Genomic DNA, 25,736 nt, shown 5'->3' on the forward strand with positions numbered 1-25,736 from the left:
GGCAAATTATACCCCATATAAGAATCATCGCATTAGAAATTATTACTTTGGAGCAAGAATAGAATGGCTAAAATTATAGGAATCGACTTAGGTACTACCAACTCATGCGTTGCTGTAATGGAGGGTGATAAACCTAAGGTTATTGAAAACAGTGAAGGTCACCGCACTACACCTTCCATCGTCGCTTTTACAGATGACGGTGAAGTATTGGTTGGACAATCTGCAAAACGTCAAGCAGTAACTAACCCGGATAATACTTTATTTGCAATTAAGCGATTGATTGGTCGTCGTTTTGATGATGCGATTGTGCAAAAAGATATCAAGATGGTACCTTACAAGATTGTTAAAGCAGACAATGGAGATGCTTGGGTTCGTGTGAAAAATCAAGACAAAGCACCACCACAGATTTCTGCTGAAGTACTACGTAAAATGAAAAAAACCGCAGAAGATTATCTCGGTGAAGAAGTGAAAGAAGCGGTGATTACCGTACCTGCTTATTTCAACGATTCTCAACGTCAGGCAACCAAAGATGCTGGCCGTATTGCAGGTCTTGAAGTAAAACGTATCATCAACGAGCCTACCGCTGCAGCTCTTGCCTACGGTATGGACAAAAAACGCGGTGATTCAATCATTGCCGTGTATGACCTTGGTGGCGGTACTTTTGATATCTCAATTATTGAAATTGCAGAAGTTGATGGAGAGCATCAATTCGAAGTACTCGCAACAAATGGTGATACCTTCCTGGGTGGTGAAGATTTTGACTTGGCTTTGATTGAATATCTGGCTTCTGAATTCAAAAAAGATGCAGGTATCGATTTACACAATGATCCATTGGCGTTACAACGACTGAAAGATGCTGCTGAAAAAGCAAAAATTGAACTTTCTTCAGCACAACAAACAGATGTTAATTTACCTTACATTACAGCGGATGCTTCTGGGCCAAAACACTTAAATATCAAATTGACTCGCGCCAAACTTGAGTCTTTGGTTGAGAAGCTGGTTGAGCGTACAGTAGAGCCTTGCAAAATCGCATTGAAAGATGCTGGCCTGACTGTATCACAAATTAATGAAGTCATTTTGGTGGGCGGTCAAACCCGTATGCCTTTAGTCCAAAAAACAGTAGAAGAATTTTTTGGTAAAGAACCACGTAAAGACGTTAACCCTGATGAAGCAGTTGCTGTAGGTGCTGCCATTCAAGCTGCAGTTTTATCTGGTGAAGTGAAAGATATTTTGTTACTGGACGTAACTCCTTTATCTTTAGGTATCGAAACCATGGGTGGTGTGATGACCAAACTCATTGAGAAAAATACCACAATCCCCACTAAAGCCAATCAAGTGTTCTCTACCGCAGATGATAATCAAACAGCGGTTACTGTGCATGTATTGCAAGGTGAGCGAGATCAAGCGTCAGCGAATAAATCTTTGGGTCGATTCGATTTAGGTGATATTCCTCCTGCACCACGTGGCGTACCACAAATTGAGGTAACTTTTGATATCGATGCAAACGGTATCTTAAATGTTTCTGCTAAAGATAAAGCGACAGGTAAGGCTCAATCAATTGTCATTAAAGCATCCAGTGGTTTGAGTGATGAAGAAGTGGAAGCAATGGTCAAAGATGCTAAATCTCATGCTGATGAAGATAAGAAATTTAAGGAAATGGCAGAGCTGCGCAATCAGGCAGACAGTTTGATTCATAGCTGTGAAAAATCGATGAAAGATCTGGCAACTGAACTCAATGAAGATGAGAAAAAAGGAATTGAAACTGCTATTGCCGAATTAAAAGAAGCAGTTCAAGGTAGTGATAAAGCACAAATCGAAGACAAATTAAAAGTGCTAAGCGATGCTTCTGCAAAAATGGCTGAGCGAGTTTATGCTAAAAAAGCATCAGAAGGACAAGCAGGACAAGAGCAGGCACACCAAGAACAAGCGCAATCCCAAGAATCACCTAAAGCGGATGAAGGTGTTGTGGATGCTGAGTTTGAGGAAGTTAAAGACGATAAGAAATAATTGGTTACATGGTGATTTAGTAGCCTAGGTTAATGTAGCCTGGGTGCAGCAAAGCGGAACCCGGGTTTAAGAAGTTCATTTCATATCTAGAAACCCGGGTTCCGCTTTGCTGCACCCAGGCTACATTACATGGTCATTTTAATTTTTAATATTGTGAGTAGTTATGGAACAGCGGGATTATTATGAACTTTTAGAAGTAAGTCGAACTGCAAGTGATGCTGAAATTAAAAAAGCATATCGCAGATTGGCAATGAAATATCACCCTGATCGTAATCCTGGTGATTCTGCTGCAGAAGAAAAATTTAAAGAAATTCAATACGCTTATAGTATTCTTTCCGATCCACAAAAACGTTCCGCTTACGATCAATTTGGTCATGCAGGTGTTGATCCTTCCATGCGCGGCGGCCCCGGAGGTTTTGGTGGCTTCGGCGGTTTTGGTGACGTCTTTGAGGATATTTTTGAAAATATCTTTTCGGGTGGACGAGGGGCAGGACGACAATCTCGTGGTCAACGTGGTGCTGACTTACAGTTTAATGTGCAATTAACACTTGAAGAGGCGGCGCAGGGTAAAGAAGTACAAATTACAGTTCCTAGACATGGTGCGTGTTCTACCTGTAGTGGTAGTGGTGCCAAAAAAGGAACCCAGCCAAAAACGTGTGAAACTTGTAGTGGTATGGGACAAGTTAGAATTCAGCAAGGTTTTTTCTCTATTCAGCAAACCTGCCCTAGTTGTCATGGTGAAGGAAAAATTATTTCTGATCCTTGCCCAGACTGCCATGGTCAAGGCCGGGTACGTGAAAGTAAAAAACTTACAGTTAAAATTCCTGCGGGTGTTGATAATGGCGATCGAGTTCGTTTAAGCGGTGAAGGAGAAGCGGGGACACATGGTGGGGGTCCTGGTGATCTTTATGTGCAAATCAACATAAAAAAACATGCTATATTTGAGCGTCATGAAAATGACTTACATTGTGAAGTGCCAATAAGTTTCATCATTGCGACTATGGGGGGGGCTATCGAAGTGCCAACCCTTGAAGGACGCGTCACTTTAAAGATCCCTGAAGAAACGCAAACCGGTAAAGTGTTTCGTTTAAGAGGTAAGGGGATGAAGTCTGTACGTGGGCATGGCCAAGGGGATTTATTATGTAAAGTGGTAATAGAAACTCCTGTGAATTTATCGCGAGAGCAAAAAGAATTATTAACTAAATTTCAAGAATCACTGGAACATTCTAAAGGAAAACACTCTCCACGCTCCAATTCTTGGTTTGCAGGTGTGAAAAAATTCTTCGAAGACATGAAATTTTGAAATAAGTAAGTTACAATTGCACATTTATCTAAATGTGCACTTTTTGAACTTGATGGCCAAGGGATTTGTAATCATCATCATTGTAGCCTGGGTGAGGCGAAGCGTAACCGGTTTGAGTGTATCAGAACATTTCCCCGGGTTACGCTTCGCCTCACCCAGGCTACAAGTTCGTAGAAAAGACACATTGAATAACTAACAGAGTAGATCCATGATGAACCAACCAGCAATTTTAGTATTAGCCGATGGTACCGTTTATGAGGGTATTTCGGTCGGAGCAACAGGCGATTGTGTCGGAGAGTTGGTTTTTAATACTTCTTTAACCGGTTATCAGGAAATGCTCACCGATCCTTCCTATGCACGACAAATCATTACCTTGACTACAGCACATGTGGGAAATACTGGATGTACGCATGAAGATATGGAGTCAAATAAAGTTTGGGCTGCGGGTTTGGTGCTTCGTAACTCTTCAATAATCCATAGTAATTATCGTGCGGAACACTCTCTTCCTGATTGGCTCAAAAAAAATGGGGTAGTTGCTATTGCTGGAGTTGATACTCGAGATTTGACCTTACGTTTACGAGAGCAGGGTGCTTTGGGTGCTTGCATTAGTACTGATGTAGAGAATCCTGAGCGGGTTTTGGCAAAAGCGCGATCGTTTTCTGGTTTGCAGGGTGTTGATTTGGCTCTGGAAGTTTCTAGAAAAACCATAGAGCGTTGGCATGATGGTCAAGGCGAATGGGGGAGTGCTTCTCAACCGCAACAATTTCATGTCGTTGCTTATGATTTTGGAGTAAAGCACAATATTCTGCGTATTTTGCATGATAAAGGGTGTCATTTAACTTTAGTTCCGGCAAAAACTTCTGCTGCGGAAGTTTTAGCGATGAATCCCAATGGGGTATTTTTATCAAATGGCCCAGGAGATCCACAGGCTTGCGATTATGCTATTCGTGCAACGCAAGAATTTTTAGCCCATGGTATTCCTCTATTAGGTATTTGTCTCGGTTTTCAGATTTTAGCTTTAGCTTGCGGTGGAATGACCAAAAAAATGAAATTCGGTCACCACGGCGCGAATCATCCGGTGATTGAAACTGAAGGGAAAAAACGCGTTTTTATAACCAGTCAAAATCATGGGTTTGCGGTTGATGAAGAGAGCTTGCCTGAGTGTCTTTCGGTTACCCACCGTTCTTTATTTGATAATACCCTACAGGGTATCAGACATAAGGAAAAACCAGCATTGGGTTTTCAAGGGCATCCGGAAGCCAGTCCCGGACCCCATGATATAGAAATAATATTTAATGAATTTATACAATTGATGAAATAGGAAATATACCCAAGTACTTCAAAATACTAGGTTTTGCGCGTTATGATTTTTTTGACCAAGCAAAGCCAAAAGATGAGTAATAGCAAGCTCTATTGCGAATTTTTTGGCTTTGCTTGGTCGGGAAAAGCATCAGTGCAAAAATAGTATTTTTGAAGTATCTTGGGTATCTAATATTTAAGAGGATTAATTAATGAATGAAAGTCACGTTTTTACGTCTGAGTCGGTTTCTGAAGGACATCCTGACAAAATAGCAGATCAAATTTCTGATGCAATTCTAGATGCTATTTTAATGCAGGATCCTGCTGCTCGTGTTGCTTGTGAGGTATTTGTTAAAACAGGTATGGTATTAGTCGGTGGGGAAATTACCACTAAAGCTTGGGTAGACGTGGAAGCAGTAACGCGACAAGTAGTTAAAGAAATAGGTTACAATAGTTCGCAGATGGGTTTTGATTGGGAGTCTTGTGCAGTACTTTCTGCTATAGGCAAGCAATCTCCTGATATTGCTCAAGGTGTAGATAATAAAGAAACGAGAATTCTTGGTGCTGGAGATCAAGGTTTAATGTTCGGTTATGCCAGCCGTGAGACAGATGTTTACATGCCAGCTCCTATTGCCTATGCACATCGTTTGATGGAAAAACAAGCTCATTTACGTAAATCAGGAGCATTGCCCTGGTTGCGGCCTGATGCCAAATGTCAAATAACCTTAAAGTATGAAAAGGGTATCCCTGTTGAAGTAGATACAGTTGTTTTCTCAACGCAACATGCAGCTGAAATCGGACACAATGATTTAGTCGAGGCGGTGCGCGAAGAAATCATTAAAACAACATTACCAGGCGAATGGTTAACTCATAAAACACGTTACTATATCAACCCAACAGGTCGGTTTGTTATTGGTGGTCCTTTAGGCGATTGCGGGCTAACGGGTCGTAAAATTATCGTAGATACTTATGGTGGTATGGCGCGGCATGGAGGAGGATGTTTCTCAGGTAAGGATCCTTCCAAAGTAGATCGTTCAGCAGCATATGCAGCGCGACATGTTGCAAAAAATATAGTTGCTGCAGGACTCGCTGATAAGTGTGAGCTACAAATTTCTTACGCAATTGGTGTTGCTGAACCCACTTCAATTTTTGTTGAAACTTTTGGTACAGGTCGTTTGCAGAATAGCGAAATTATTGAATTAATTAATGCTCACTTTGACTTAACACCTCAAGGTATTATTGAATATCATGATTTGCTTCGCCCAATTTACAGACCAACAGCTACTTATGGCCATTATGGACGCGAGAATTTCCCATGGGAACGGTTGGATAAAGTAACGGAGTTACGTAAAGCTTTATAAGGAGCTATGATCAACAGTTTCTAAAGGAAACTCTAATGGAATTGGCCAATAAAGTAGGAAGAGGGAACAAAATGACGGAAGATTATAAAGTAGCTGACATGTCGCTGGCTTCTTGGGGACGCAAGGAAATTGCAATTGCCGAAACTGAAATGCCAGGTTTAATGGCTTTGCGTGAAGAACTTGCTGCAACAAAGCCGTTAAAAGGCGCTCGAATTGCAGGTTGCTTGCACATGACAATCCAAACTGCAGTGCTGATTGAAACATTGATTGCTTTGGGTGCTGAAGTTCGCTGGTCTTCTTGTAACATATTTTCCACTCAGGATCATGCCGCTGCTGCTATAGCTGCTAAGGGCATTCCTGTCTTTGCCTGGAAAGGTGAAACTGAAGAAGAGTACTGGTGGTGTGTTGAGCAAACCCTTACTGGACCGAATCATTGGACTCCTAATTTATTGCTGGATGATGGTGGCGATTTGACACAAATCATTCATCAAAAGTTCCCAGAATTACTAGCTGGAATCAAAGGAGTTTCTGAGGAAACAACAACAGGTGTTGCTCGCTTGTATGAAATGGCCAAAAAAGGTGATTTAAAAATCCCTGCGATTAACGTGAATGACTCAGTAACTAAATCCAAGTTTGATAACATGTATGGTTGTCGTGAGTCTTTATTGGATGGAATAAAACGAGCTACAGATGTGATGATTGCAGGAAAGGTCGCACTTATTTTAGGCTATGGTGATGTAGGTAAGGGTTGTGCACAGGCATTGCGTGGTCAAGGTGCTGTTGTTCTTATTGCAGAAATTGATCCTATTTGTGCACTTCAGGCTGCAATGGAAGGGTATCGTGTAGTGACTTTAGATGATGTTGCCGAGCAGGTAGATATTGTTGTTACTGCTACGGGCAACTACCATGTAGTAACTCATGATCATATGAAGCGTATGCGTAATCAGGCTATTTTATGCAACATTGGCCATTTTGATTCTGAAATCGATGTACAGAGTTTAAAGAAATACCAATGGGAGAATATTAAGCCACAAGTCGATCATGTAATTTTTCCTGATGGGAAGCGCTTAATTCTTTTAGCTGAAGGGCGGTTGGTTAATTTAGGTTGCGCTACTGGCCATCCAAGCTTTGTCATGTCAGCATCTTTTTCCAATCAAATTCTTGCGCAAATCGAATTATTTAAAAATGCGACTCAGTATGAGAGACAAGTGTATGTTCTTCCCAAATTATTGGATGAAAAAGTAGCACGGTTGCATTTGGGGCGCATCGGAGCGAAATTGACGCAACTCACTAAAGAACAAGCGGACTATTTAGGTGTAGCGATCAGTGGTCCTTATAAATCGGATCAGTATCGTTATTAATTCTAAGGGACATAACTCGCGTATTTACAAATAAACGCGTAGGTTGGGTCATTTGACCCAACAAACAATCTCTCAATTCTCTAATGATGTTGGGTCAAAATGCCCCAACCTACTGTTCACCCAGGTGATACGCTACGGGCTTTTATTTTACCATCTATCTGATTTTGTATTTTGAGCAAAATACTCATCAAGCCTGCGTTTTGTTCCTGGGCTCACCATATCCGGTAATTTGTGGTAATCATACCAAGCCATTTGTTCAATTTCAGGAGAATAGGCTTTTGCTGAGGTAAAGTTTTTAATAATAAAGATGATTGGATAGTCATATACTCCCATATATGTATGGAAATAAATCCCAAATAGCTGGGGCTCTTCAGTTGGGATGATGCCTACTTCTTCTTTTAATTCACGTATTATTGCCTCTTTAGCGGACTCACCTTTTTTTACACCCCCACCTGGGAGGTACCAATGCGGCTGATAAGTGTGTTTTACCAGAAGGATCTGATGGTTATGATTTAAAATAATGGCCCGAGAACCAAGAGTTTTTAAACCAAGTAAAGATTGTAATTTTCGTATGCAGCGCGTGGCGTTTTTATAAAAAAAATATCGCAGGTTCATCATAAATTTTTTTTAATACAAACAAAGGGATAGATGCAGTATATCGTTCATGCGAAGAATTTCAACATGCTGCTTTTTAAGATTAATACATTACGTATAGGAGAGTAACATTTTGGGACAAGTTTGATCTTGTTTTGCCCTGTTTCTTATTGCATACTGAATTGCGACTTATTTTATAAGGAGATTGTTGCATGTTTAAATCAGGGATTTTGGGTTTAGGTCTATTATCAATTGCACAGGGTGCTTTTGCTTCACCCGATGAAGATACCGTTCGCGTCATAATCAAATATAAAGAACAAATAACCAGTGTTTCTTCTTTAAAGTCACAAATAAAACAGGTAACCCGGCTACCTGTGAAAGAATTGAATCCTATGGCAAATGGTGCTTTTTTATTAATTTTAGACGCAACAAACAGTACTTTAGCTAAAGAAGATAATCAGGATGCTTCATCTTTGATTTTGGAACGTTTGCGTAAAAATCCCCAAGTTTTATACGCGGTCAAAGACAGAATTAGTTATTTTAAACCCGTTCCTGATCCTGAAATTTTGGGTACAGGTGATTTATTATCGCACGAAAGTCAGTGGGATGAGTTTTCCCGCCCTGCAGGGATTATGTTGGAATCCAAGCCTGGAGTTAGAGATGGTGCCTGGGCCTATACTACTGGTTTTTCTAAAAAGCCAATCGTCGTTGCAGTCTTAGATACCGGGATTGCTTTAAATGATAGTTTGATCAATAACCTGGTAAAAGATAGTGCGGGTAATCTATGGGGTTGGAATTTTGCAGGAAATAATAATAACTTAATCGATGAAACCCGATCCTACCATGGTACTCATGTTGCTGGAACTATTGCGGGTTATGGCAACGTTATGAGCGGCATGGGTGAAGATTTAAAAATTCTTCCTTTAAAAATTCCTGCCGCTAATGGTATGTTCTATGAAAGCTCAGTCATCAACGCCATTTATTGGTCTGTAGGGGGAGATGTTCCTGGAGTACCTACCAACATTCATCCTGCTAAAATATTGAATATGAGCTTTGGCGTGGACAAGGGACCGAAGGAAGAAATTGATTATTGTGATCAAGCGTTACAAGAAGCAGTCTCTTTTGCACGCAAAAAAGGTGCGGTACTCGCTATTGCAGCAGGAAATGATAATGTTTGGGAACATTTTAATGCACCTGCAATTTGTAATGGAACCATTAAAGTTGCCTCTACTGGGCCTGAGGGGCTAAGGTCCTATTTTTCGAACTATGGACCAAGCGTTACTTTAGCTGCTCCAGGCGGAGACAAGCGCTACGGTACTTGGGGAGGAATTTTATCCACAGTGAATCCCGGGGGTGGTTACAATGGATCAGGTTTTGATTTTTATCAAGGAACCAGTATGGCTACCCCCCATGTTGCTGGTGTTGCTGGATTGATTATTGCAGCAAGTGAAAAGGTACTTAGTCCAGAACAAGTGGAACAATTACTCTATACAACGACACATGATTTTGGAGTAAGTAATGATGCAAACAAATCGTGTGTTGGCAAAAAACCTTGCGGCCATGGAATTTTGGATGCTGAAAATGCAGTCAAGGCAGCAGCGGCCGGTTACGATCTCCTCCTTTCCGCGCCCAAAATGGAGCGTTTGCCAATTCAAGACTGTGGAAAGAATGCACTAACCCCTAACAAGACTCGTGTTATTTCAGAAGGGGCTGTTTGGATACAAAACCATATCACGTGTGAGGCTGTAGCAAACATTCAAAAACCTCATGTAGAGCAAACTAAAAATGGAGCGATTATTGCCAATTATGGTTCTGTAAGTTACCGGCTTGATCAAAGTGCCTACACGTCATGTCATGTAATTGGTTATGATGGAGTAGGGTGTTATTTATAGTTGCGTCTTTACCTCGATAGAGCACACTGCCATTAAGCTCATGGCTCTTAACCTATCCTATGTCCCGCCCCACGACTTGTTCGCGGGGTTATCTGCGGGATCCAGATGCTTTCTTTAAAAAGAATAACATTATGAAAAATGATAAGAAGTTTGCATGCTTTAATGAGTTTATCCTTTTTATCTGAGCGAACATAAAACAGTGATGTGTCGGCGTTTGCATGTTTTGGGAACTTTTTTAGCATGCTTGAGTTTTCTTTTTTTCCTTTGCACTTGGAATTACTTATGGCTTATTCTGATGCTTGTTGTTGGTTATGGATTTGCCTGGATGGGGCATTGGGTTTATGAAAAAAATAAACCCGCTACATTTCGTTATCCTTTGTATAGTCTGATGGGCGATTTTGTCATGCTTTGGCAGATTTTAAGAGGAAAATTAAAAATATAATCCTGGAAATTCTAAACAAACGCCTGTATTTTTGTTTTAAAATAGTCTAAATTGCAAATAAATGTCTCATTACAAGGAGTGTGCAATGATACTAGAGAGCCCTGCGTTTGCTCATAATGCGCCTATTCCTAAAGAATATACCTGCAATGGTGACGATCATTCCCCGCCATTAATATGGAAAAATGCACCTAAAAACAGTCAATCTTTTGTTTTAATCATGGACGATCCTGATGCGCCAATGGGATTGTGGGTGCACTGGATTTTATTTAATCTGCCTGCTGATTGTCACGAGCTTAAAACAGGAAGTATCCCGTTGAATGCGATCAGTGCGCGCAATAGTTGGAACAGAACAGGTTATGGTGGACCTTGTCCGGCAAGTGGCACGCATCGTTATTTCTTTAAACTCTATGCTTTAGATACTTTATTAAATCTAGGAGAGCATGCGACGAAAAAAGAAATAGAGACTGCCATGCAAAATCACATTATTGAGCAGGCTGAATTAATGGGTAGATACAGCAAACCGTCTTAAAAATAAACGCATCTAATTTTGAACATAAAAACAGCTCTTTTTCCCCTACTTCCCGCGGCTTATTACTGAGCAATCCCCAAGAAATAGCTGGAAATTTGTGGGGATCGCTCAGGCATAAAGCGCGGAACGTGGGCTTTTTTGATTTTCGAAAATGGTAGGCTCAATTTGGATTCCACTTTACTAAGGAATTAAAACCGACCACTCTAAGCACAGCAACATGATTTAGTTACTGCGTCTATATGTTCAACAACAGTGCTTAGTGCGCGGGTAAGCAAATATATGGGATTAAAAACAATAGCAGCAACTGCAGCACAACTTGCAACAATACCCATCGTCGCATCTATAACGGCTTCTGCTAAACACGTTGTAAATGCAGAACATGTACTCTTGCTGACATTTGAATTAGGTGAAAAAATTGCGCATAAGCAAGCTGGTACAACGAGTAATAAACTCGCTACAAGATAAATAAAGCTTTTTAAAAACAGCAATAATGCATTCACTCCTAACCAGATAGGGCAATAAATGGGGCGAACAATTAAGTCAGCACAGTCCTCTGTAAAGTCTTTTCTAAAGTTATTCTTTTCATGAATTGGCTTAAAATAGGATGGATTTGGAATTGGAATTAACTCAGCGTATTTGCTTCGCAAATTAGAATATTGATCCCAAGTCGATCCTAACTTTGAAAAAAAACCGGGCATAACATCTCTCTTATTATTATTATTATTTAAACAGACTCTAGTATCATTCGGATACAGACTCTGCTGCATCCGCAGCAAAAGTATACTTTTTTAATTAAGAAGGAATTTTTCCACACGCAATACGGTCGCCACCGCCACCTAAAGTAGGATTATCACTATAATTATCTCCTCCTGCGTGAATCATAATGGCGCGTCCCTTAATATCTTTAGTTTTTAAACGAGGTGCTAATGTAGGAGTATTTGCTTCACCATTACTATCAACAACCAACACAGGTAAATCACCTAAATGCCCCGTGCCATATGGCCCAAGATGTTTATTGGTTTTGGCGGGATCTAAATGGGCACCCGCGTTTTTAGCATGATCACCACAATCGGGATGTTGGTGGATGTGGAAGCCGCGCGCACCTGCAGGAAGTCCGGTCAATTGGGGCTTAATCAGTAAACCGTATTTGCTGTCCTCAAAAACGACTTTTCCTACTGAAGTTCCATCGGTGGTGGAAACATCACTCGTTACAGTTCCTGCAGTGGCTATTGACGCGATAAACAACATCATTGCCCCCATAATAATTTGTTCTTTTTGTTTGATTTTATTCATGGCTAAATCCTTTTTAGTGACAATTTTTTCATTCTAACATAGCATATCACTTATATAAGTTATTTAAATGTTGAATTTAAAAGAACGTGAGGAATTTATTAGAAATTAATTACGTCTTTAAGGCTTTTATTATGATTAAAAATTTAACGCCCAATATCAGAACAGCTACATTAGATGATGCTGGAGCCATTGCGCAAATTCATATCTGTTCCTGGCAAAAGATGTATCGAGATTTTATTCCAGAAATTATATTACAAAACTTATCCTTAGAAGAGCGAACTCTGCAGTGGCGCAATTTGATAGAGCAGGAAGTTAAAGTATTAATCATGGAAATCAACAATCAAATTGTTGGCTTTGCCAGCATTTGTCCTTTTCGTGATTTTAGTGCAGACAGATCAATGGGTGAGATCAGTGCGATTTATTTACATCCCGATTACTGGCGTATGGGATTAGGAACCCAATTATGTATGGCTGCGATTTCTGCACTCGCAAATCAGGGATATAAGAAAATACTTCTATGGGTATTCGAAGACAATATTCAAGCACGCAAATTCTATGATGCCTTGGGTTTTGAAGCCACAAGTTCAACCAAATTAGAAGAATTTTATGAGGGCGGGGCTTTATTAAAAGAAGTTCTTTATCAGAAAATTCTTTAAGCCTTGATACTCGAATATCAAAGATTTGAAAACTAAAGAATATGTAGCCTGGGTGCAGCGAAGCGGAACCCGGGAATGTTACATATTCTCAAATTTCCCCGGGTTTCGCTTCGCTGCACTCAGGCTACATATTGAATAAACTAAGTTCCGCAGAACGTTTGGTATACTCGTTCGTGTGGCATAGGCAAGCATTGTAAGTTTTCAGTGCCTTTTTGCTGTTGATAAGGATTTTTCAATACAGTCAAAAGGGTATCCATTAAAGTACGGTCATTGTTTTCAACAAAATCTTGAATTGCATTTTCAACTAAGTGGTTTCTGGGGATATAGACTGGGTTTACCTGATTCATTTTGGTTTTTATTGTGTTGACCTCAACATTTTGGTGTTTCATACACACTAACCAGTCAGAAACCCACTGCTCGCTGTTAGGTTGATTTCCTAGTGCGTTGATTAAATCATTCTGCGAGCGTTCACAATCAATGGCTCGACTCATGAGCCTAAAAGTATTTGTAAAATCCGGCTTATGTTGCTGTAATAATACGAAAAAATTGTTAATAAGTTCTCTAGTATGAGTATTATCTTTAGAGAGGCCTAACTTTTCTCTTATCTTTTTGTTCCAGTATTGAGAAAAGCGCTCTGTGAATGAGTTGAGGGCTTCGAGTATTTGTTGGGGCGCTTCCTTATCTTTAAATAAAGGCAGCAAGCTTAGACTAAATTGTGCCAAATTCCACTTTGCTATAGCGGCTTGATTTCCAAATGCATAACGACCGGCATGATCAATAGAGCTAAATACAGTACCAAAGTCAAATTCATCCATAAACGCACAGGGACCATAATCGATGGTTTCGCCAGATATGGTCATATTATCTGTGTTCATGACTCCATGAATAAAGCCGACACCCATCCATTCAGCAATAAGGCTTGCTTGCCTATCCACAACTTTTTTAAACAGTTCGAGATAGGGGTGTGCGCTGGGTAAAAGTTCGGGATAGTGTCTTTCAAGAGCATAGTTCGCAAGAGACTGGAGTAAGTCGTTATCTTTTTGAGCAGCGGCATATTCAAAAGAGCCTACCCGCAGGCTACTGGATGCAACTCGGGTTAATACACCTAATGGCACGGGACCATCTTGGCGATAGATCGTTTCTTGGCTTGCAATGGCAGCGAGGCAACGGGTGGTTGGAATATTTAAACCATGCATTGCTTCGCTGATTAGATATTCTCTTAATACCGCGGAAAGGGGAGCTCTACCATCGCCCATTCGCGAAAACATTGTTTTTCCCGACCCTTTGAGTTGAATGTCCCATCGCCTCCCATCTTGACTACATAACTCACCAAGTAACACAGCACGACCATCTCCCAAAAGGGGGACATAGTATCCGAATTGATGTCCTGCATAAGCTAATGCAATACTTTTAAGATGTGCAGGCACTCGATTTCCGGCATAAAAAGAGAGCGTTTCTTTTTCATTGGCAGAAGAGGAGTTCGGAGCACAAAGATATGAGGCAAGTTCATGATTGAATTGAACTAAATAAGGATTTGCAATCGGTGTTGGCTCGATCACCTCGTAAAAATTAGCAGGTAATTTGAGATAAGAGCTCGGGTAAATGTAAGGAATCAAATCAAGCCAATCCATAAAAAATTGTATGTTAAATGTTTAACAAAATTCCTTCAATTGAATACAGTGAGAATTTTAAAAAATTAAATAACTCTACGAAAGGTTATTACTGAATTAATTAAAAGAAACCTCTTAATGATATTATAGTGCCTTGTGTTAGAAACAGCTAAAGCTAAAGCTAAGGATGAGGATGAGAAATAAATTTTTAACCAAATCTTCATGATCATGAGTTAATTAATCGATAAATCAATAGGGATGCGCGTTGCGTTTGTGTTAAAAGAGAAGGGATATCTAAAGTTTCCTTAAGAGAATGTGCGCCAGTACCTACTGGTCCTAAACCTGCTAATGCCCCGTTCACTAAAGAGGCAATGTGTGACACATCACCTGCACCTCTTGCTCCTGGGTCAAGCGGATGTACTACTCCTTGTACTAAGTCTTCACTGACTTCACTATATTGTCTTAATAAAGCCTCATTGGCAGAAGTAGGCGGCATACTCGGGATCCCGTCTTGAAATAGAACGGAAGCTGTAGTGCCAGGCAAATGATGGGAAACAATATCCGTGATTTTTTTCTCTGCTGTATTTTTTTGTTGTTCGCTAATAAAACGTAAATCACCATTTGCCATAGCAACTTTTGCGATGACATTTCCCTTGCCAAAAGTCTCACCCTGAATGTTATTTTTACTATTAATTGTGGTTCCCCCTAAAACAAGGCCTGGACTAAATGTTAAAAAGCGCTCCCCACGTAGCTGGGTACGCATTGTATTTAGGATTCGTACTAACTCGTAAATAGCACCATAGCCCGCTTGTTTTTGAAAAATTTCTGAGGAGTGTGCTTCATTGCCATGAGTTTCTACTGTCCAGTGTGCTATGCCTCTACGCGCAATGGTTGCTGTATCGGGTGTAATTGCCCACTCAAAATCCAAGGCAATATCACTATTTTTTGCTGCATCGATTAAAGGTTTTCTTGAAATCGAGGTGGGTTTCCCAGAATCTTCTTCATCGCCTGTTAAAATAACCGTTATGTTTGCATTGTCGAGAGCATGCATTTCGTGTAAGGCTTTTAAGGCATAAAGGATAACAACCACTCCTCCTTTGTCATCGATGACTCCTGGCCCTGTTGCGACAGCTCCTTTATGTTTAAAATGTTGAAATGGACTATCTGCAGGAAACACCGTGTCTAGATGGCCAATTAAAAGCAATTTTTTGCCTTTATTGCCAATGCGCTGAGCAACCAAGGTGCCTGCTCGATGCATAGCTCGTGGTTCAGCAACCCAAAACGTTTTAAATCCAAGTTGGTCTAATTGTTGACGTACTATGTTTCCAACCTTATAAATTCCTGTAAGATTTGTAGTACCGCTGTTGGTATTGACTAATTGTTCCAATAATGAAAGTTGTTCTTGAGATTGGGTTGTAATGTACTGGGTTATCTGTTTTTCTACTGAAGTGAGGTTGTTTGCATTTGCGGTTTGAATACCTAGATTTAAAAATAGAAAAAGGATGCCAGCGAACTTTCTCATTATATTTTATTTCCAATAATTTAAGTGATTTTATGAAGCAATCATACACTTTTGCAAGAAAGAAAAAACAGGACCACAAAATTTTTAATTTGTTCTAGGGGGTGTGGCAATTTATTTTCACTGCCAACGTTCCGCGACTTGTTCGGCGTTGTTGCAAATCAATACATGTAGCCTGGGTGCAGCGAAGCTTAACCCGGGTTACGCTTCGCTGCACCCAGGCTACATTTTCTGTTCCTGCACAAAATCAAGAGTACGCTTACAGGAAGGATAACCTTGTTTTGCGGTTTCGTGTAGAATTCGATCACAACGCTGTGCAAGAGCAGCAAAATCCTGAGATGCGTCTCCTTGGTGCTCAAGAAATGAAGCTGCTTCTCGGAATAAGGTGAGGCTTGACACCAGTTTTTTAGTATCAGTATCTCCATTCATAAGGATTAGAACAGGGATTTTTCTTTTTAGTTGCTGTTCTACGAGTTGTGTGATTGCGTCATAGTTTTGAAAAAGTTCTTCATTTTGCAAATAGTCGCACGCTTCTTTGAAATCAACAATGCCAAAATGTTGGGCTATAGAACTGAACCCAAGCTGTTTTAACTGAGGAAAGATATACCATATCCAGTGGCTTTGTTTGCTTCCTGCTTTAAGTTCATCATATGCCTGTTGGAATGAGATATATGCGTCTTGACCTTGCTGTGCTTTGATAAAGCGTTGAATAGTACTCATCGAAAGTCCCTTAGATTAATACTCTGTATTTGTACATTATACTAAGGGCTGTTTACAATTCTACTATCTTGACCTCAAGACCTTGATTTTCTGTGCTCCGATGCTCACATACTTTTATGGATGCTGCGCTTTGGTGCTCGAAAATCAAGGCCTTGCGACTCAATCTAGCGAATTTTAAACAGCCTCTGGTTAAAGTAGGATGGCATGACAAATCTGACTTCCTATTGGACTTATCTATAATAGCAGATAGTGGATCTGAAAAAGGAGTAGCACCCATTTTCCAGGGTGCTTTTATTTCCAAAGTTTAAGCGTTCTTATTTTGGGTTAGCTCGTCTGTACTCTGCTTCTTGCAGGCGCATAGCAAACTCTTCATCCGATTCGGTAACGCCATGCTCATTTTTAGCAGCCTTTTCTTTATCAAGGCTTTCCTTATCCAGGTTTTCAATTCTGTTTTTAACATGAGCGAACAAGCCCTGAGTTGATGCAGCTTGAATGAGTGCGTTAATGTGTGTTTGATACTTTACTACTGGAGCTTGAGTGTCTACAGGTACAATCACGGGTGTTGTTTCTTTATTTTTAGAAGATGTATGAGTTTTTTCTATTGGTTTTGAGTTCTCAACACGTTCTTTTTCAATAGGTTTAGCTTTCGGCTTAGGTAATTCCTCTACAGTGGTTGTCCAATGGATCGAGTCACCTTCATTATTTAAAACAACAGTAGACCAACCATCCATCAGTGCTCCATTCAATTGATTGGTCACATAGAGATTTACGTCAAGTTGATCGGCAATTTCTTTCAAGTCGTCGTGGGTTGCCCATCTTCCTTTTTCCTTAATTTTTTCTACGCCTTTTAAAATGACGGAACGAGGATTTTCTTTACTACCAGATAATACGTCTGCCAGTAATGCCTGTTTAACATGCGAATTTTCTATTTTTTGGATTTCCTCAAAGGAGGATTTACCTTTAAGCTTTGGCTCCAATGACTTAGCAGTTTTTTGAGCTAAATCAAGAACTTCAGGTGATGAAGCCAACTCGTTGAACTGTTTTACTTTATCCAGCGCACCCTCTTTTTTATCGTCTTCTTTTAAATAAAAATGCACTAATTCCATAAACTTATGATACACAGGAGAGCTTTCAACTTGAGTGCTTCCATTACTTCTTGCTTCTGCTATTTTCTTAAGAAGATCATTTTTATATGAGGTGGCAGAAATACTTCTTAAAGACAGTTGTAATTTAAGCAAGGTTTCTTTTTTATAAGTATAGGGGGATTCGTAGAGCTGATTTAAATCAATGTCCAGAATTTCTTGCAAGCCGACATTATTAAGACCTTTCTTTTGCCATTGAGTAAAAGTTTTGCTTTTGCCGTTTTCTGCGTATTCTTTTTGAATGATAGCTATTAAACCTATTCCCAATGCATAAAATCCGCAATCACCGCCACCAGGATTATCTATTCTATAAGGCATTTTATACTCGCTTTTCGGTTCAATTTATATATATATTACACAAATTATACAATGAAAATATTAAGTAATTATTATATGATCAAAATTTACTGATGATCCATTAATGGACAGTATGGTTTTTATAAAATAAAATATGATTTCATTTTATGCAAAAAATAGTGAAGAAACTCAAAAGGAGGTAAGGAATATGAGTTTAATTGATAACAGGATTGTGAAAGCTTCCTTTAGAGAAAACCCAGTAGAAGAAAGAAAACGGTTTCCTCAATCTTCTTGTCTGATGCCCATTAGTGTTGGACAACCCATCCATGAGGGCGAAAAATTTGCAGCAGTGATTAAACTCATTAATGGGGCATTTAAACAGTGTACCATCCTTGTTGATGATAGTGTTCAACGTCATACGATGGGCATTATGCATCATGCGACACCGGATGAGTTATATCAGCTCGCTGTAAAAGAAGGTGATGATTGGTTGCTGCGAAATGAAATGGCTTACAATCAATTAACTATTCCCTTTGAAATTATGCGCTGGGATGATTGGTACAACAGTCAGAATTACATTGACAGTCATGTGCGCGTGCAAAAAGAATATGACGCCAATGAATCATTTCGTCGGGCTATCCATGCCAATATTGATGATTTTTTAACACGATACTTGAGCCGATTTTCTGCTGTGCATGTCGATCATGAGCGGGCATTCGGACTGTGTCTTGATTATTTGCTTGAAGAGTGTTCGGTGATGTGCCTATGGACAGAAAAAGCATATGATTTTGAAGTTTATCCTAGCGGCAGAAACAAGGCGATGGCAGCCACTTATGATTATTTAATCAAGCCTCATTATCCAAATTATTTAAGACCTGTTGCACTTCGATTTAAAAAATATCCTGGAAAGGTAACAGGAGATGAGTTTCAAATGATTCAGGAAGCTGCTTTGGAAAGTGAATCAGTGGTTGGCGATTTTTAAGCATTTCTTTAAAATTGTAGCCTGGGTGCAGCGCAGCGAAACCCGGGTTTTCACCTAATGAGGTGTTTTTGCCTTTATCCATTTTTGAATTTCAGAGGTTGTTTCATCAATCACTTGAATAATTTGCTGATATAATTTCTCCAATAAATCACGTTGACCTGATTTCCAGTAACGTTCAAGATATTGGCAAGCGATTTTCAAACGGATGGCACCGACATACACCACACCTCCCTTAATTTTATGGGCAAATTGCTGGGTTTTTTCCCAGTCACCTTGAGCATGTGCTTTTTTGAGTAGGGTAATATCTTCAACAAGAGAATGATTCAGCATTAACTTGAGCATCTTGCAGAGCATATCTTCTGTACCTGTAGTTTTAATTCCTTCTTCAATATCAAGTAGGGGAAATCTTGAAAGCTCAAAAAATTGTTCTTCTGTTGCGGGTAAATCTAAAACATCAAGTTTAGAAGAGATGCCTTTTTCTTTTTGAATGGAGGGAATAAATGAATTTAAAATATCACAACAATTTTTGTGAGTTAGTGGTTTACTGAGTACCGCATTTATTCCTGACTCAATACATCGTTGTTTGTTTTCTTCACCGACATGGGCTGTTAGTGCAATGATGGGCGTGTGATGGTTTTTAGCGATTTCTTGTACCCGAATGTGATGGGTCACTTGATAACCATCCATATCAGGTAAACCGATATCCATAAAAATTAAATCGTACTGGTTTTTCTTCCAGAATTGTAAGGCAGATTGTCCATCAGCTGCTACATCAACGTGACAATTACATTGATTCAACATTTCTTTTGCGATTGTTTGGGCAATGGTATTGTCTTCAACTAATAAGATACGATGTTTGAAGGGTTTTGCAGATGAATCTGGGGCTTGAGTGATTGCAGTATTTTGTGAAAAACTTGGGATATTGGGCTCAACAAAATCGTTATCAATGCCCGTTTGATCTTCTAAAAGTGCTGTTTTTAAGGGAATGATGCAGGTGAAGAGCGTTCCTTTGGCAACCGTACTCTCAACATATATTTCCCCATCTAACTCATCAATAAACTGTTTGATTACCGCAAGACCTAGGCCCGCTCCTTTATAAATTCCTTTGTAGGAAGGTGTTAAGCGCTTAAATTGCAGAAAAATTTCCTGTTGCTTGTCTTTGGGAATGCCCATTCCACTATCTTCTACGACAAATTGAATAATGATTTCGCGATTTTCTTGTTTTGCCAGTTTAGCGGTTAATGTTACAAAGCCTGTATCTGTGAAATTCAATGAGTTAGCAATCAGCTCCAGTAAAATTCGATGGATGCGCACAGGATCACCAATAAGGTATTTGGGAATATTTGGATCAAAATTCAACGATAAACGCAGGTGTTTTGCCGATGCTTTGGCTTTATTAAGATCAATAACATGTTGAACGATTCGTTGTAAGACGAATTTCTTTCGAACTTTGGGCACCTCGCCTGAACTGACGTGGATTGCTTCAAGAACCTCATCCATAAAATCAAGCAAGGCATGGCTGGATGCGACCAAGTTATCAGCATATTCTTCAATCTGAGTACTTTTTGCTGCAGATTTGATGAGATCTGCAAATCCAACAATGCCGGTGAGGGGGGTGCGGATGTCATGACGCATATTTTCAAGAAACTCTGTTTTTGCATGGCTTGCTGCTTCGGCTTTTTCTTTCGCGATCTTGAGTTCGGCTTCAATTTTTTTGCGGTCCGTGATGTTAATTGAAATACCAAGTACCCCAGTAATTTCTCCCTTCTTATTGCGCATCGGGGATTTATGACTTAGAAAAATGGCATTTTTACCTTCGATCAGGGCGTTTTCTTCAATAATTTCAGTTTCACCCGTTTGCATAATATAAAGATCATTTTGACGAAATAACTCTGCTTGGTTTTCACCCCAAGGTAAATCAAAATCGGTTTTTCCTATAAGTTCATAGCCAAATTGAAATCCTACACTTCGTGCTTGTCGGTTATTGCATCCCAAATACACCCCATTTTTGTCTTTCCAATAAACATGTCCTGGCATATTGGCAAGAATATTTTCTAAAGTTGATTGCGTTTTTTCCTGGCGTGAACGTAAATCCGCTTCTTGCTTTTTACGATGGGTAATGTTCAGTGATATGCCTAGAATACCCACCACATTTCCTTGTTCATCACGTAGAGGGGTTTTTCTAGTTAATACAACTGCTTGTTGCCCATCGGCTAATGTTCCAGTTTCTTCCAGCTCTAATGAAGAATTAAGCGCCATTACTTTTAAATCATTATTGCGAATTGTTTCTGCAGATGCTGCCCACGGCATATCAAAATCTGTTTTCCCAATTACGGATTTCATTCCGCTCATTTCAAGCATGGTGTCATTGCAACCTAAATACACCCCATTTTTGTCTTTCCAATAAATACTGCCTGGCAATTCTTTAATGATGCTTGCAAGAATAGAAGGATTTGCTTCAACAGAAGGTGGAGCAGGAGATTCCTTGGAATTACTGATTTTAATTTTAGCTTTCTTTTCTGACATAAGTGCTCTCTTTCATTCTTAAAGTTATAGACCCAATATTGGCAGCGTACAAGATAAGGAAGCATATTTAAAAATGAATTAAGATAACTGAATCAAATTCTAAAAGCACACTATTTCTTCTTGCTTAATTAGCTCTCAGCATTTTTAATAAAGATAGCTTAATTTATTTGGAGCAAGGAATTCCCAGTGAGTAAAGAATGTATTAATTAGTGCGAAATTTGGTGGATAAATACGGACAAGAAGGGAAAAATCCTACACCATAAACGTTTTTATGGAAGCAAAAGCCGTTACACTTGTTTTGAGGATGAAAACAATCAGAAGCATTAACTTATCCTAAAAGTGCTTGGATTATCTTCTGTTTCCATTGACTGTATGGCCTATATTTAATAGGTAACTCAAACCAAAAATTCCTTTTCAAAATACTTTTGAAGTGGCTAAACGTTTTAAAACCTGCTTCACCGTGGTAACTCCCCATACCACTTTCTCCAACACCACCAAATGGAAGATGGGAATTACAAATATGCATAATCACATCATTAATACAGCCACCGCCAAAGGAAACCTCACGCAAAATTTGTTTTTGCACAGTCGAATCTTTTCCAAAAATATAAAGTGATAAAGGACGCGGACGTAGTTTTATTTCCTGGAGCACAGAGTGCAGATCGGTAAAAGGAATAACGGGTAAAATTGGGCCAAAAATTTCTTCTTTCATAATTTCATCAGCAAAACTGACATCTTTAAGAATTGTTGGCTCAATATAATTTTCTGTTTCGATGACCTGCCCCCCTGTAAATAATTTTTGAGGGTCGATGAGTTTTTTTAAGCGTTGTACATGTTTTTGATTGATAATCCGTACATAGCTTTCGCTCATAAGAGGATTAGAACCAATAACTTCGTTGATTTGGTTTTTGAGTTCTTCCAATAAGGGTTGATAAATTGATTCTTCAACTAAAAGATAATCCGGTGCAATACAGGTTTGGCCTGCGTTTAAAAACTTGCCCCAAACAATGCGTTGGGCTGAAATTTTGAGATCGGCATCAGAAAAAACAAGGCAAGGACTTTTTCCACCTAATTCCAAGGTGACGGGAGTTAAGTGCTCTGCTGCCGCTTTGGCTACGATTTTTCCTACGGCAGTACTGCCGGTAAAAAAGAGCTTATCAAAACGGAAACTAAGAAGCTCCTGAGTTACCTCGGGACCACCTTCTGCGACATAAAGATAAGCCGGATCAAAATTTTGATTTATTATTTTTGCCATAGCTGATGAAGTATTTTGTGGTAGCTCGCTGGGTTTGATAATGCTGGTGTTTCCTGCCGCCATAGCTGCGATTAAAGGGCTTAACGTCAGCTGATAGGGATAATTCCATGCACCGATAATGAGCGTCGTGCCAAACGGTTCAGGTAAGATAAAACTCCTTCCTGGTTGAAGTACTAATTCCGTTCTTTTAGCTTTAGGCTTAGCCCATTTATGTACTGATTTTATTGCTTGATCAAGCTCATGATAAATCATGGCAAGCTCAGTTAGATAGGTTTCAAACTGAGATTTTTTTATATCTGCATAAAGCGCTTCGTAGAGGAGCTGCTCATTTTGTTTGACAATCGTCTTCAATTTTTGCAATTGCTGTTTACGAAAATCAATATTTTTAGCTTGTCCGGCAGCAGCAAATTTTCTCTGCTCTTCAACAACAGTGTGGATATTCATGAATTGACACCAGTGTAAAAAGTTTTTATTTATCAGCAGCTAAACTGTATTCTAGTCAAATCTATCAGGCATAGCTAGAGGCAGTTCCTTTTATTTGACCTCCGGTTTTCCTTAGTCAGCCAAGTAATGCATTTGGCATTAAATTAAAAACCAGTTCTAAGTGATGGAAAATCCATTGCTTTTCGTATGTAAAATTTCGTTTTGTAACTCCGTAATTTTATTGAGGTATACTTTTTCTTTACTGCACTCATCTTTGCAGGATGCTTTTTCTTCGGGTGTCATTCTAAGTAACAGTTGGATGTACGCATCATTTGCGGTTTGTGTTTGAGGTAAATAGGTAGTGGATAGGGACCCAGTTCTTACAAGCTCAATCAGCTTTGGTGTAATCGGTCGTTGTTTGATTAAGGGATGCTGGGATAAGCCAGGTTTGCTTTTATTTTCAGCATCTTCTTTAAGATCCTTTAAAACAGTACTCATTATTTGCAAAAACTGAGTTAATCCGGTAATTGGATTTATTGTTCCAAGTGAAACTTCGCGAAGAATAGTCAAACTTTTTTCTCTTAATGCATTTTCTAACAGATCATCCAGATCATTGACAAAAGGAGGTAACTCGACAGTGGAGTTCAGACTATCCATAAAATGTGTGTCGGACAGTAAACTTTTATGTTTTTCTCCTGTTTGTTTATTTTGATAAATGGTTGTATCCACTAATGAAGGAGTCAGGCTGCTATGACATGCTTCAGAGATGCTTGTATTACTGCGTGTGGTTCGTCCTCTACCATGTTGTAATGTTGTATGTCCATTGGTTGGTAGAATCTCCGTTTTATAATAAGCAATTAATGTATAAAAAAATAAATCAACACGTCGATTTGCATGTTCAATAATATTTTGTTGCGACATACTAAGAAGCGCATTGTGATCATGGTACTTTATCGCTAATTGATAGTTTGAAAAAGGCAAGTTGAGTGCTGCGCTGTAATTGTCTTTGTATTCAGAGCGATGCCGTTTTTTAGACGTAAACTGTTTGTGTTCCTCTGCTTTTAATTGTGTAAAAAAAAGCGGATTGAGTGCTTTCGTCACAGGAGGGGCTGTTGTTGCTTTTTTTTGAGCTGCGAACAATGGTTTTTCTATTTTTTTTGGCGGACGTATTGTTTGTGATTGAGACGTTTTAAATACAGAGTTCACTTGTCTTATGACTTTATCAATTTTAAATATTTGTCTCATTTTAGGATCCCTCCGAGATTGCTGCTATAACACTAGAACTTTTCCGAAATTCTATTGCAGACTTTCTCGCATTTCGCTCTGCGGCGAATTTCGAAAGAGGTCTATGACACTTATTCTCAAGATGTCTCAAGTTATATTTACATAAAGTGACATAATTTGACAAGAGTGTAGTTTATGGGACAGATTGATTGTTCTCTTGATTTATGAGCTCTTTTTCTTATTTGGCTTTTCTGCAGATTTTTTCTTTTTCATGCTTTCTTTTAAAAGCGAAATAAAGTCGACCACATCTGCAGAACTTTCCTTGTCAATCTCGGAGTCCTCCTCTTCTTTGATTACTGGTTGTTTTGCTATTTGTTGATCAAGCCATTTTTTCAATGCCTCACGATATTCATTATGGTATTTTTCGGGCTGCCATTTAGTCGTCATTTCATTGATTAAAGTAACAGCCATTTTTATTTCTGATTGGGAAATTTTATAATTTTTAACATCCTCTTTGGGAACATCCATTTCTTTTTCTTCACGTATCTCATCTTTAAAATGAATTAAGTACAAAAGTAGGGCATGATGATGAGGAAGGATTAAACAAATAGATTCTTTTGTCCGAATAATGACTTTGGCAACGCCTGCCTTATTTGTTTTTTTTAATGATTCTCGCAATAATACATATGCTTTTTTATTTTTACTTTCTGGAATAAGGTAATAAGGCTTCATCAAGTAAAGACTATCAATTTCCTGAAAATCAACAAATTCTTCAATGTTAATTGCTTTAAATAAATCTGGACTCGCCTTTTCGAACTTTTTTTCATCGACAACAATGTAACGATCTTTTTCAAATTCAAATCCCTTCACCACTTGGTCCCAAGGAACTTCTTTGCTGGTTTTTTCACTAATTCGTTGATAATGCACTCTGGATTTCGTTTTTTTATCAAGCAAATGAAATTTAAGCTCATCTTGCTCCTCAATGGAATACAATGAAACCGGTATAGAAACAAGACCAAAGGAAATCTCGCCTTTCCAGATTGATTTAGGCATTCTCTTAATCCTTAATACATTTCTTATTCAAAGAGTAGACTATTTTTAAAAGTCGTAGAGGAATAGTCTATTTACGATCGATGCACGGCGAATCTCTTTATCCAATTACCTACGTGCCGCGGCTTGTCAGCGGCATCCATAAATGGCCATTGGATCTGGATCCTGCGGACAAGCCCTGAGAGATCCTCACAAAATTTAACCAGGAAACCTATTCTATAGTTTACGGTGATGTTTAAAAGGCTGTCATC

Annotated in this window: 21 protein-coding genes; 10 read left to right on the plus strand and 11 right to left on the minus strand. The window is 39.2% G+C overall.

The genetic code is table 11. The features are described from left to right. Positions 1 to 63: 63 nt before the first annotated feature. The 5 genes from dnaK to ahcY all read left to right on the plus strand — a co-directional run bounded on the left by dnaK (position 64) and on the right by ahcY (position 7,331). Positions 64 to 2,007, plus strand: a complete 1,944-nt coding sequence (dnaK, locus tag Lani_RS13935) for a molecular chaperone DnaK (RefSeq protein WP_019234336.1) — start codon at positions 64 to 66, stop codon at positions 2,005 to 2,007. Positions 2,008 to 2,170: 163 nt separating this feature from the next. Next, entirely contained in the window at positions 2,171 to 3,310 is a 1,140-nt protein-coding gene (gene dnaJ, locus Lani_RS13940; RefSeq protein ID WP_019234337.1) for a molecular chaperone DnaJ, read from the plus strand. Between the two features lie 208 nt (positions 3,311 to 3,518). Further along, positions 3,519 to 4,631: a glutamine-hydrolyzing carbamoyl-phosphate synthase small subunit gene (carA, locus tag Lani_RS13945; protein WP_019234338.1), complete on the plus strand. Its 1,113-nt coding sequence runs from the start codon at positions 3,519 to 3,521 to the stop codon at positions 4,629 to 4,631. Positions 4,632 to 4,821: 190 nt separating this feature from the next. Beyond that, on the plus strand, positions 4,822 to 5,970 hold the full coding sequence (gene metK, locus Lani_RS13950) for a methionine adenosyltransferase (RefSeq protein ID WP_019234339.1): 1,149 nt from the start codon (positions 4,822 to 4,824) through the stop codon (positions 5,968 to 5,970). A 35-nt stretch (positions 5,971 to 6,005) separates the two neighbouring features. Next, positions 6,006 to 7,331: an adenosylhomocysteinase gene (gene ahcY / locus Lani_RS13955; RefSeq protein WP_019234340.1), complete on the plus strand. Its 1,326-nt coding sequence runs from the start codon at positions 6,006 to 6,008 to the stop codon at positions 7,329 to 7,331. A gap of 147 nt (positions 7,332 to 7,478) precedes the next feature. Here the strand turns inward: ahcY and Lani_RS13960 are convergent, their stop codons facing one another. Beyond that, positions 7,479 to 7,949 carry an NUDIX domain-containing protein gene (locus Lani_RS13960; RefSeq protein ID WP_223499485.1) on the minus strand — a complete coding sequence of 157 codons (471 nt, stop codon included), beginning with the start codon at positions 7,947 to 7,949 and terminating at the stop codon, positions 7,479 to 7,481. A gap of 188 nt (positions 7,950 to 8,137) precedes the next feature. Between Lani_RS13960 and Lani_RS13965 the strand changes: the two genes are divergently transcribed. From Lani_RS13965 to Lani_RS13975, 3 genes are all read left to right on the plus strand, one after another. Beyond that, on the plus strand, positions 8,138 to 9,817 hold the full coding sequence (locus tag Lani_RS13965) for a S8 family serine peptidase (RefSeq protein WP_019234342.1): 1,680 nt from the start codon (positions 8,138 to 8,140) through the stop codon (positions 9,815 to 9,817). 202 nt (positions 9,818 to 10,019) lie between these two features. Then, positions 10,020 to 10,259: an Mpo1-like protein gene (locus Lani_RS13970; RefSeq protein WP_085956455.1), complete on the plus strand. Its 240-nt coding sequence runs from the start codon at positions 10,020 to 10,022 to the stop codon at positions 10,257 to 10,259. An 85-nt stretch (positions 10,260 to 10,344) separates the two neighbouring features. Continuing rightward, the gene (locus Lani_RS13975) at positions 10,345 to 10,788 is read left to right on the plus strand and encodes a YbhB/YbcL family Raf kinase inhibitor-like protein (protein WP_019234345.1); all 444 of its coding nucleotides are present in this window, start codon (positions 10,345 to 10,347) and stop codon (positions 10,786 to 10,788) included. Positions 10,789 to 10,991: 203 nt separating this feature from the next. Here the strand turns inward: Lani_RS13975 and Lani_RS13980 are convergent, their stop codons facing one another. Further along, positions 10,992 to 11,486 carry a hypothetical protein gene (locus Lani_RS13980; RefSeq protein ID WP_019234346.1) on the minus strand — a complete coding sequence of 165 codons (495 nt, stop codon included), beginning with the start codon at positions 11,484 to 11,486 and terminating at the stop codon, positions 10,992 to 10,994. Between the two features lie 94 nt (positions 11,487 to 11,580). Further along, on the minus strand, positions 11,581 to 12,081 hold the full coding sequence (locus Lani_RS13985; RefSeq protein WP_019234347.1) for a superoxide dismutase family protein: 501 nt from the start codon (positions 12,079 to 12,081) through the stop codon (positions 11,581 to 11,583). A 131-nt stretch (positions 12,082 to 12,212) separates the two neighbouring features. Between Lani_RS13985 and Lani_RS13990 the strand changes: the two genes are divergently transcribed. Then, positions 12,213 to 12,737, plus strand: a complete 525-nt coding sequence (locus tag Lani_RS13990; protein WP_019234348.1) for a GNAT family N-acetyltransferase — start codon at positions 12,213 to 12,215, stop codon at positions 12,735 to 12,737. A 140-nt stretch (positions 12,738 to 12,877) separates the two neighbouring features. Here Lani_RS13990 and Lani_RS13995 read toward each other — a convergent pair whose 3' ends face one another. From Lani_RS13995 to Lani_RS14015, 4 genes are all read right to left on the minus strand, one after another. Further along, positions 12,878 to 14,368 (minus strand): protein adenylyltransferase SelO, encoded by a 1,491-nt coding sequence (locus tag Lani_RS13995; RefSeq protein ID WP_019234349.1) that lies wholly within the window; start codon positions 14,366 to 14,368, stop codon positions 12,878 to 12,880. A gap of 205 nt (positions 14,369 to 14,573) precedes the next feature. Next, positions 14,574 to 15,869 carry a M20/M25/M40 family metallo-hydrolase gene (locus Lani_RS14000; RefSeq protein WP_019234350.1) on the minus strand — a complete coding sequence of 432 codons (1,296 nt, stop codon included), beginning with the start codon at positions 15,867 to 15,869 and terminating at the stop codon, positions 14,574 to 14,576. Between the two features lie 219 nt (positions 15,870 to 16,088). Next, positions 16,089 to 16,586, minus strand: coding sequence for a DUF1810 family protein (locus Lani_RS14005; RefSeq protein WP_019234351.1), 498 nt, complete (start codon positions 16,584 to 16,586; stop codon positions 16,089 to 16,091). A gap of 314 nt (positions 16,587 to 16,900) precedes the next feature. Continuing rightward, positions 16,901 to 17,995 (minus strand): hypothetical protein, encoded by a 1,095-nt coding sequence (locus Lani_RS14015; RefSeq protein WP_223499484.1) that lies wholly within the window; start codon positions 17,993 to 17,995, stop codon positions 16,901 to 16,903. Between the two features lie 238 nt (positions 17,996 to 18,233). On the opposite strand from Lani_RS14015, the gene Lani_RS14020 reads away from it, so the two are divergent. Beyond that, positions 18,234 to 19,007 carry a hypothetical protein gene (locus tag Lani_RS14020; protein WP_019234354.1) on the plus strand — a complete coding sequence of 258 codons (774 nt, stop codon included), beginning with the start codon at positions 18,234 to 18,236 and terminating at the stop codon, positions 19,005 to 19,007. Positions 19,008 to 19,061: 54 nt separating this feature from the next. Here Lani_RS14020 and Lani_RS14025 read toward each other — a convergent pair whose 3' ends face one another. From Lani_RS14025 to ku, 4 genes are all read right to left on the minus strand, one after another. After that, positions 19,062 to 21,533 carry a PAS domain-containing sensor histidine kinase gene (locus Lani_RS14025; protein WP_019234355.1) on the minus strand — a complete coding sequence of 824 codons (2,472 nt, stop codon included), beginning with the start codon at positions 21,531 to 21,533 and terminating at the stop codon, positions 19,062 to 19,064. Between the two features lie 328 nt (positions 21,534 to 21,861). Next, a complete protein-coding gene (locus tag Lani_RS14030; protein WP_019234356.1) occupies positions 21,862 to 23,232 on the minus strand; it encodes an aldehyde dehydrogenase in 1,371 nt (456 codons plus the stop codon). A 156-nt stretch (positions 23,233 to 23,388) separates the two neighbouring features. Then, the gene (locus Lani_RS14035; RefSeq protein WP_019234357.1) at positions 23,389 to 24,456 is read right to left on the minus strand and encodes a hypothetical protein; all 1,068 of its coding nucleotides are present in this window, start codon (positions 24,454 to 24,456) and stop codon (positions 23,389 to 23,391) included. A 201-nt stretch (positions 24,457 to 24,657) separates the two neighbouring features. Further along, positions 24,658 to 25,488 (minus strand): non-homologous end joining protein Ku, encoded by an 831-nt coding sequence (ku, locus tag Lani_RS14040; RefSeq protein WP_019234358.1) that lies wholly within the window; start codon positions 25,486 to 25,488, stop codon positions 24,658 to 24,660. Between the last annotated feature and the right edge of the window lie 248 nt (positions 25,489 to 25,736).

The organism is Legionella anisa, from assembly GCF_001467525.1.
In the GTDB taxonomy this organism is placed as follows: Bacteria; Pseudomonadota; Gammaproteobacteria; order Legionellales; family Legionellaceae; genus Legionella; species Legionella anisa.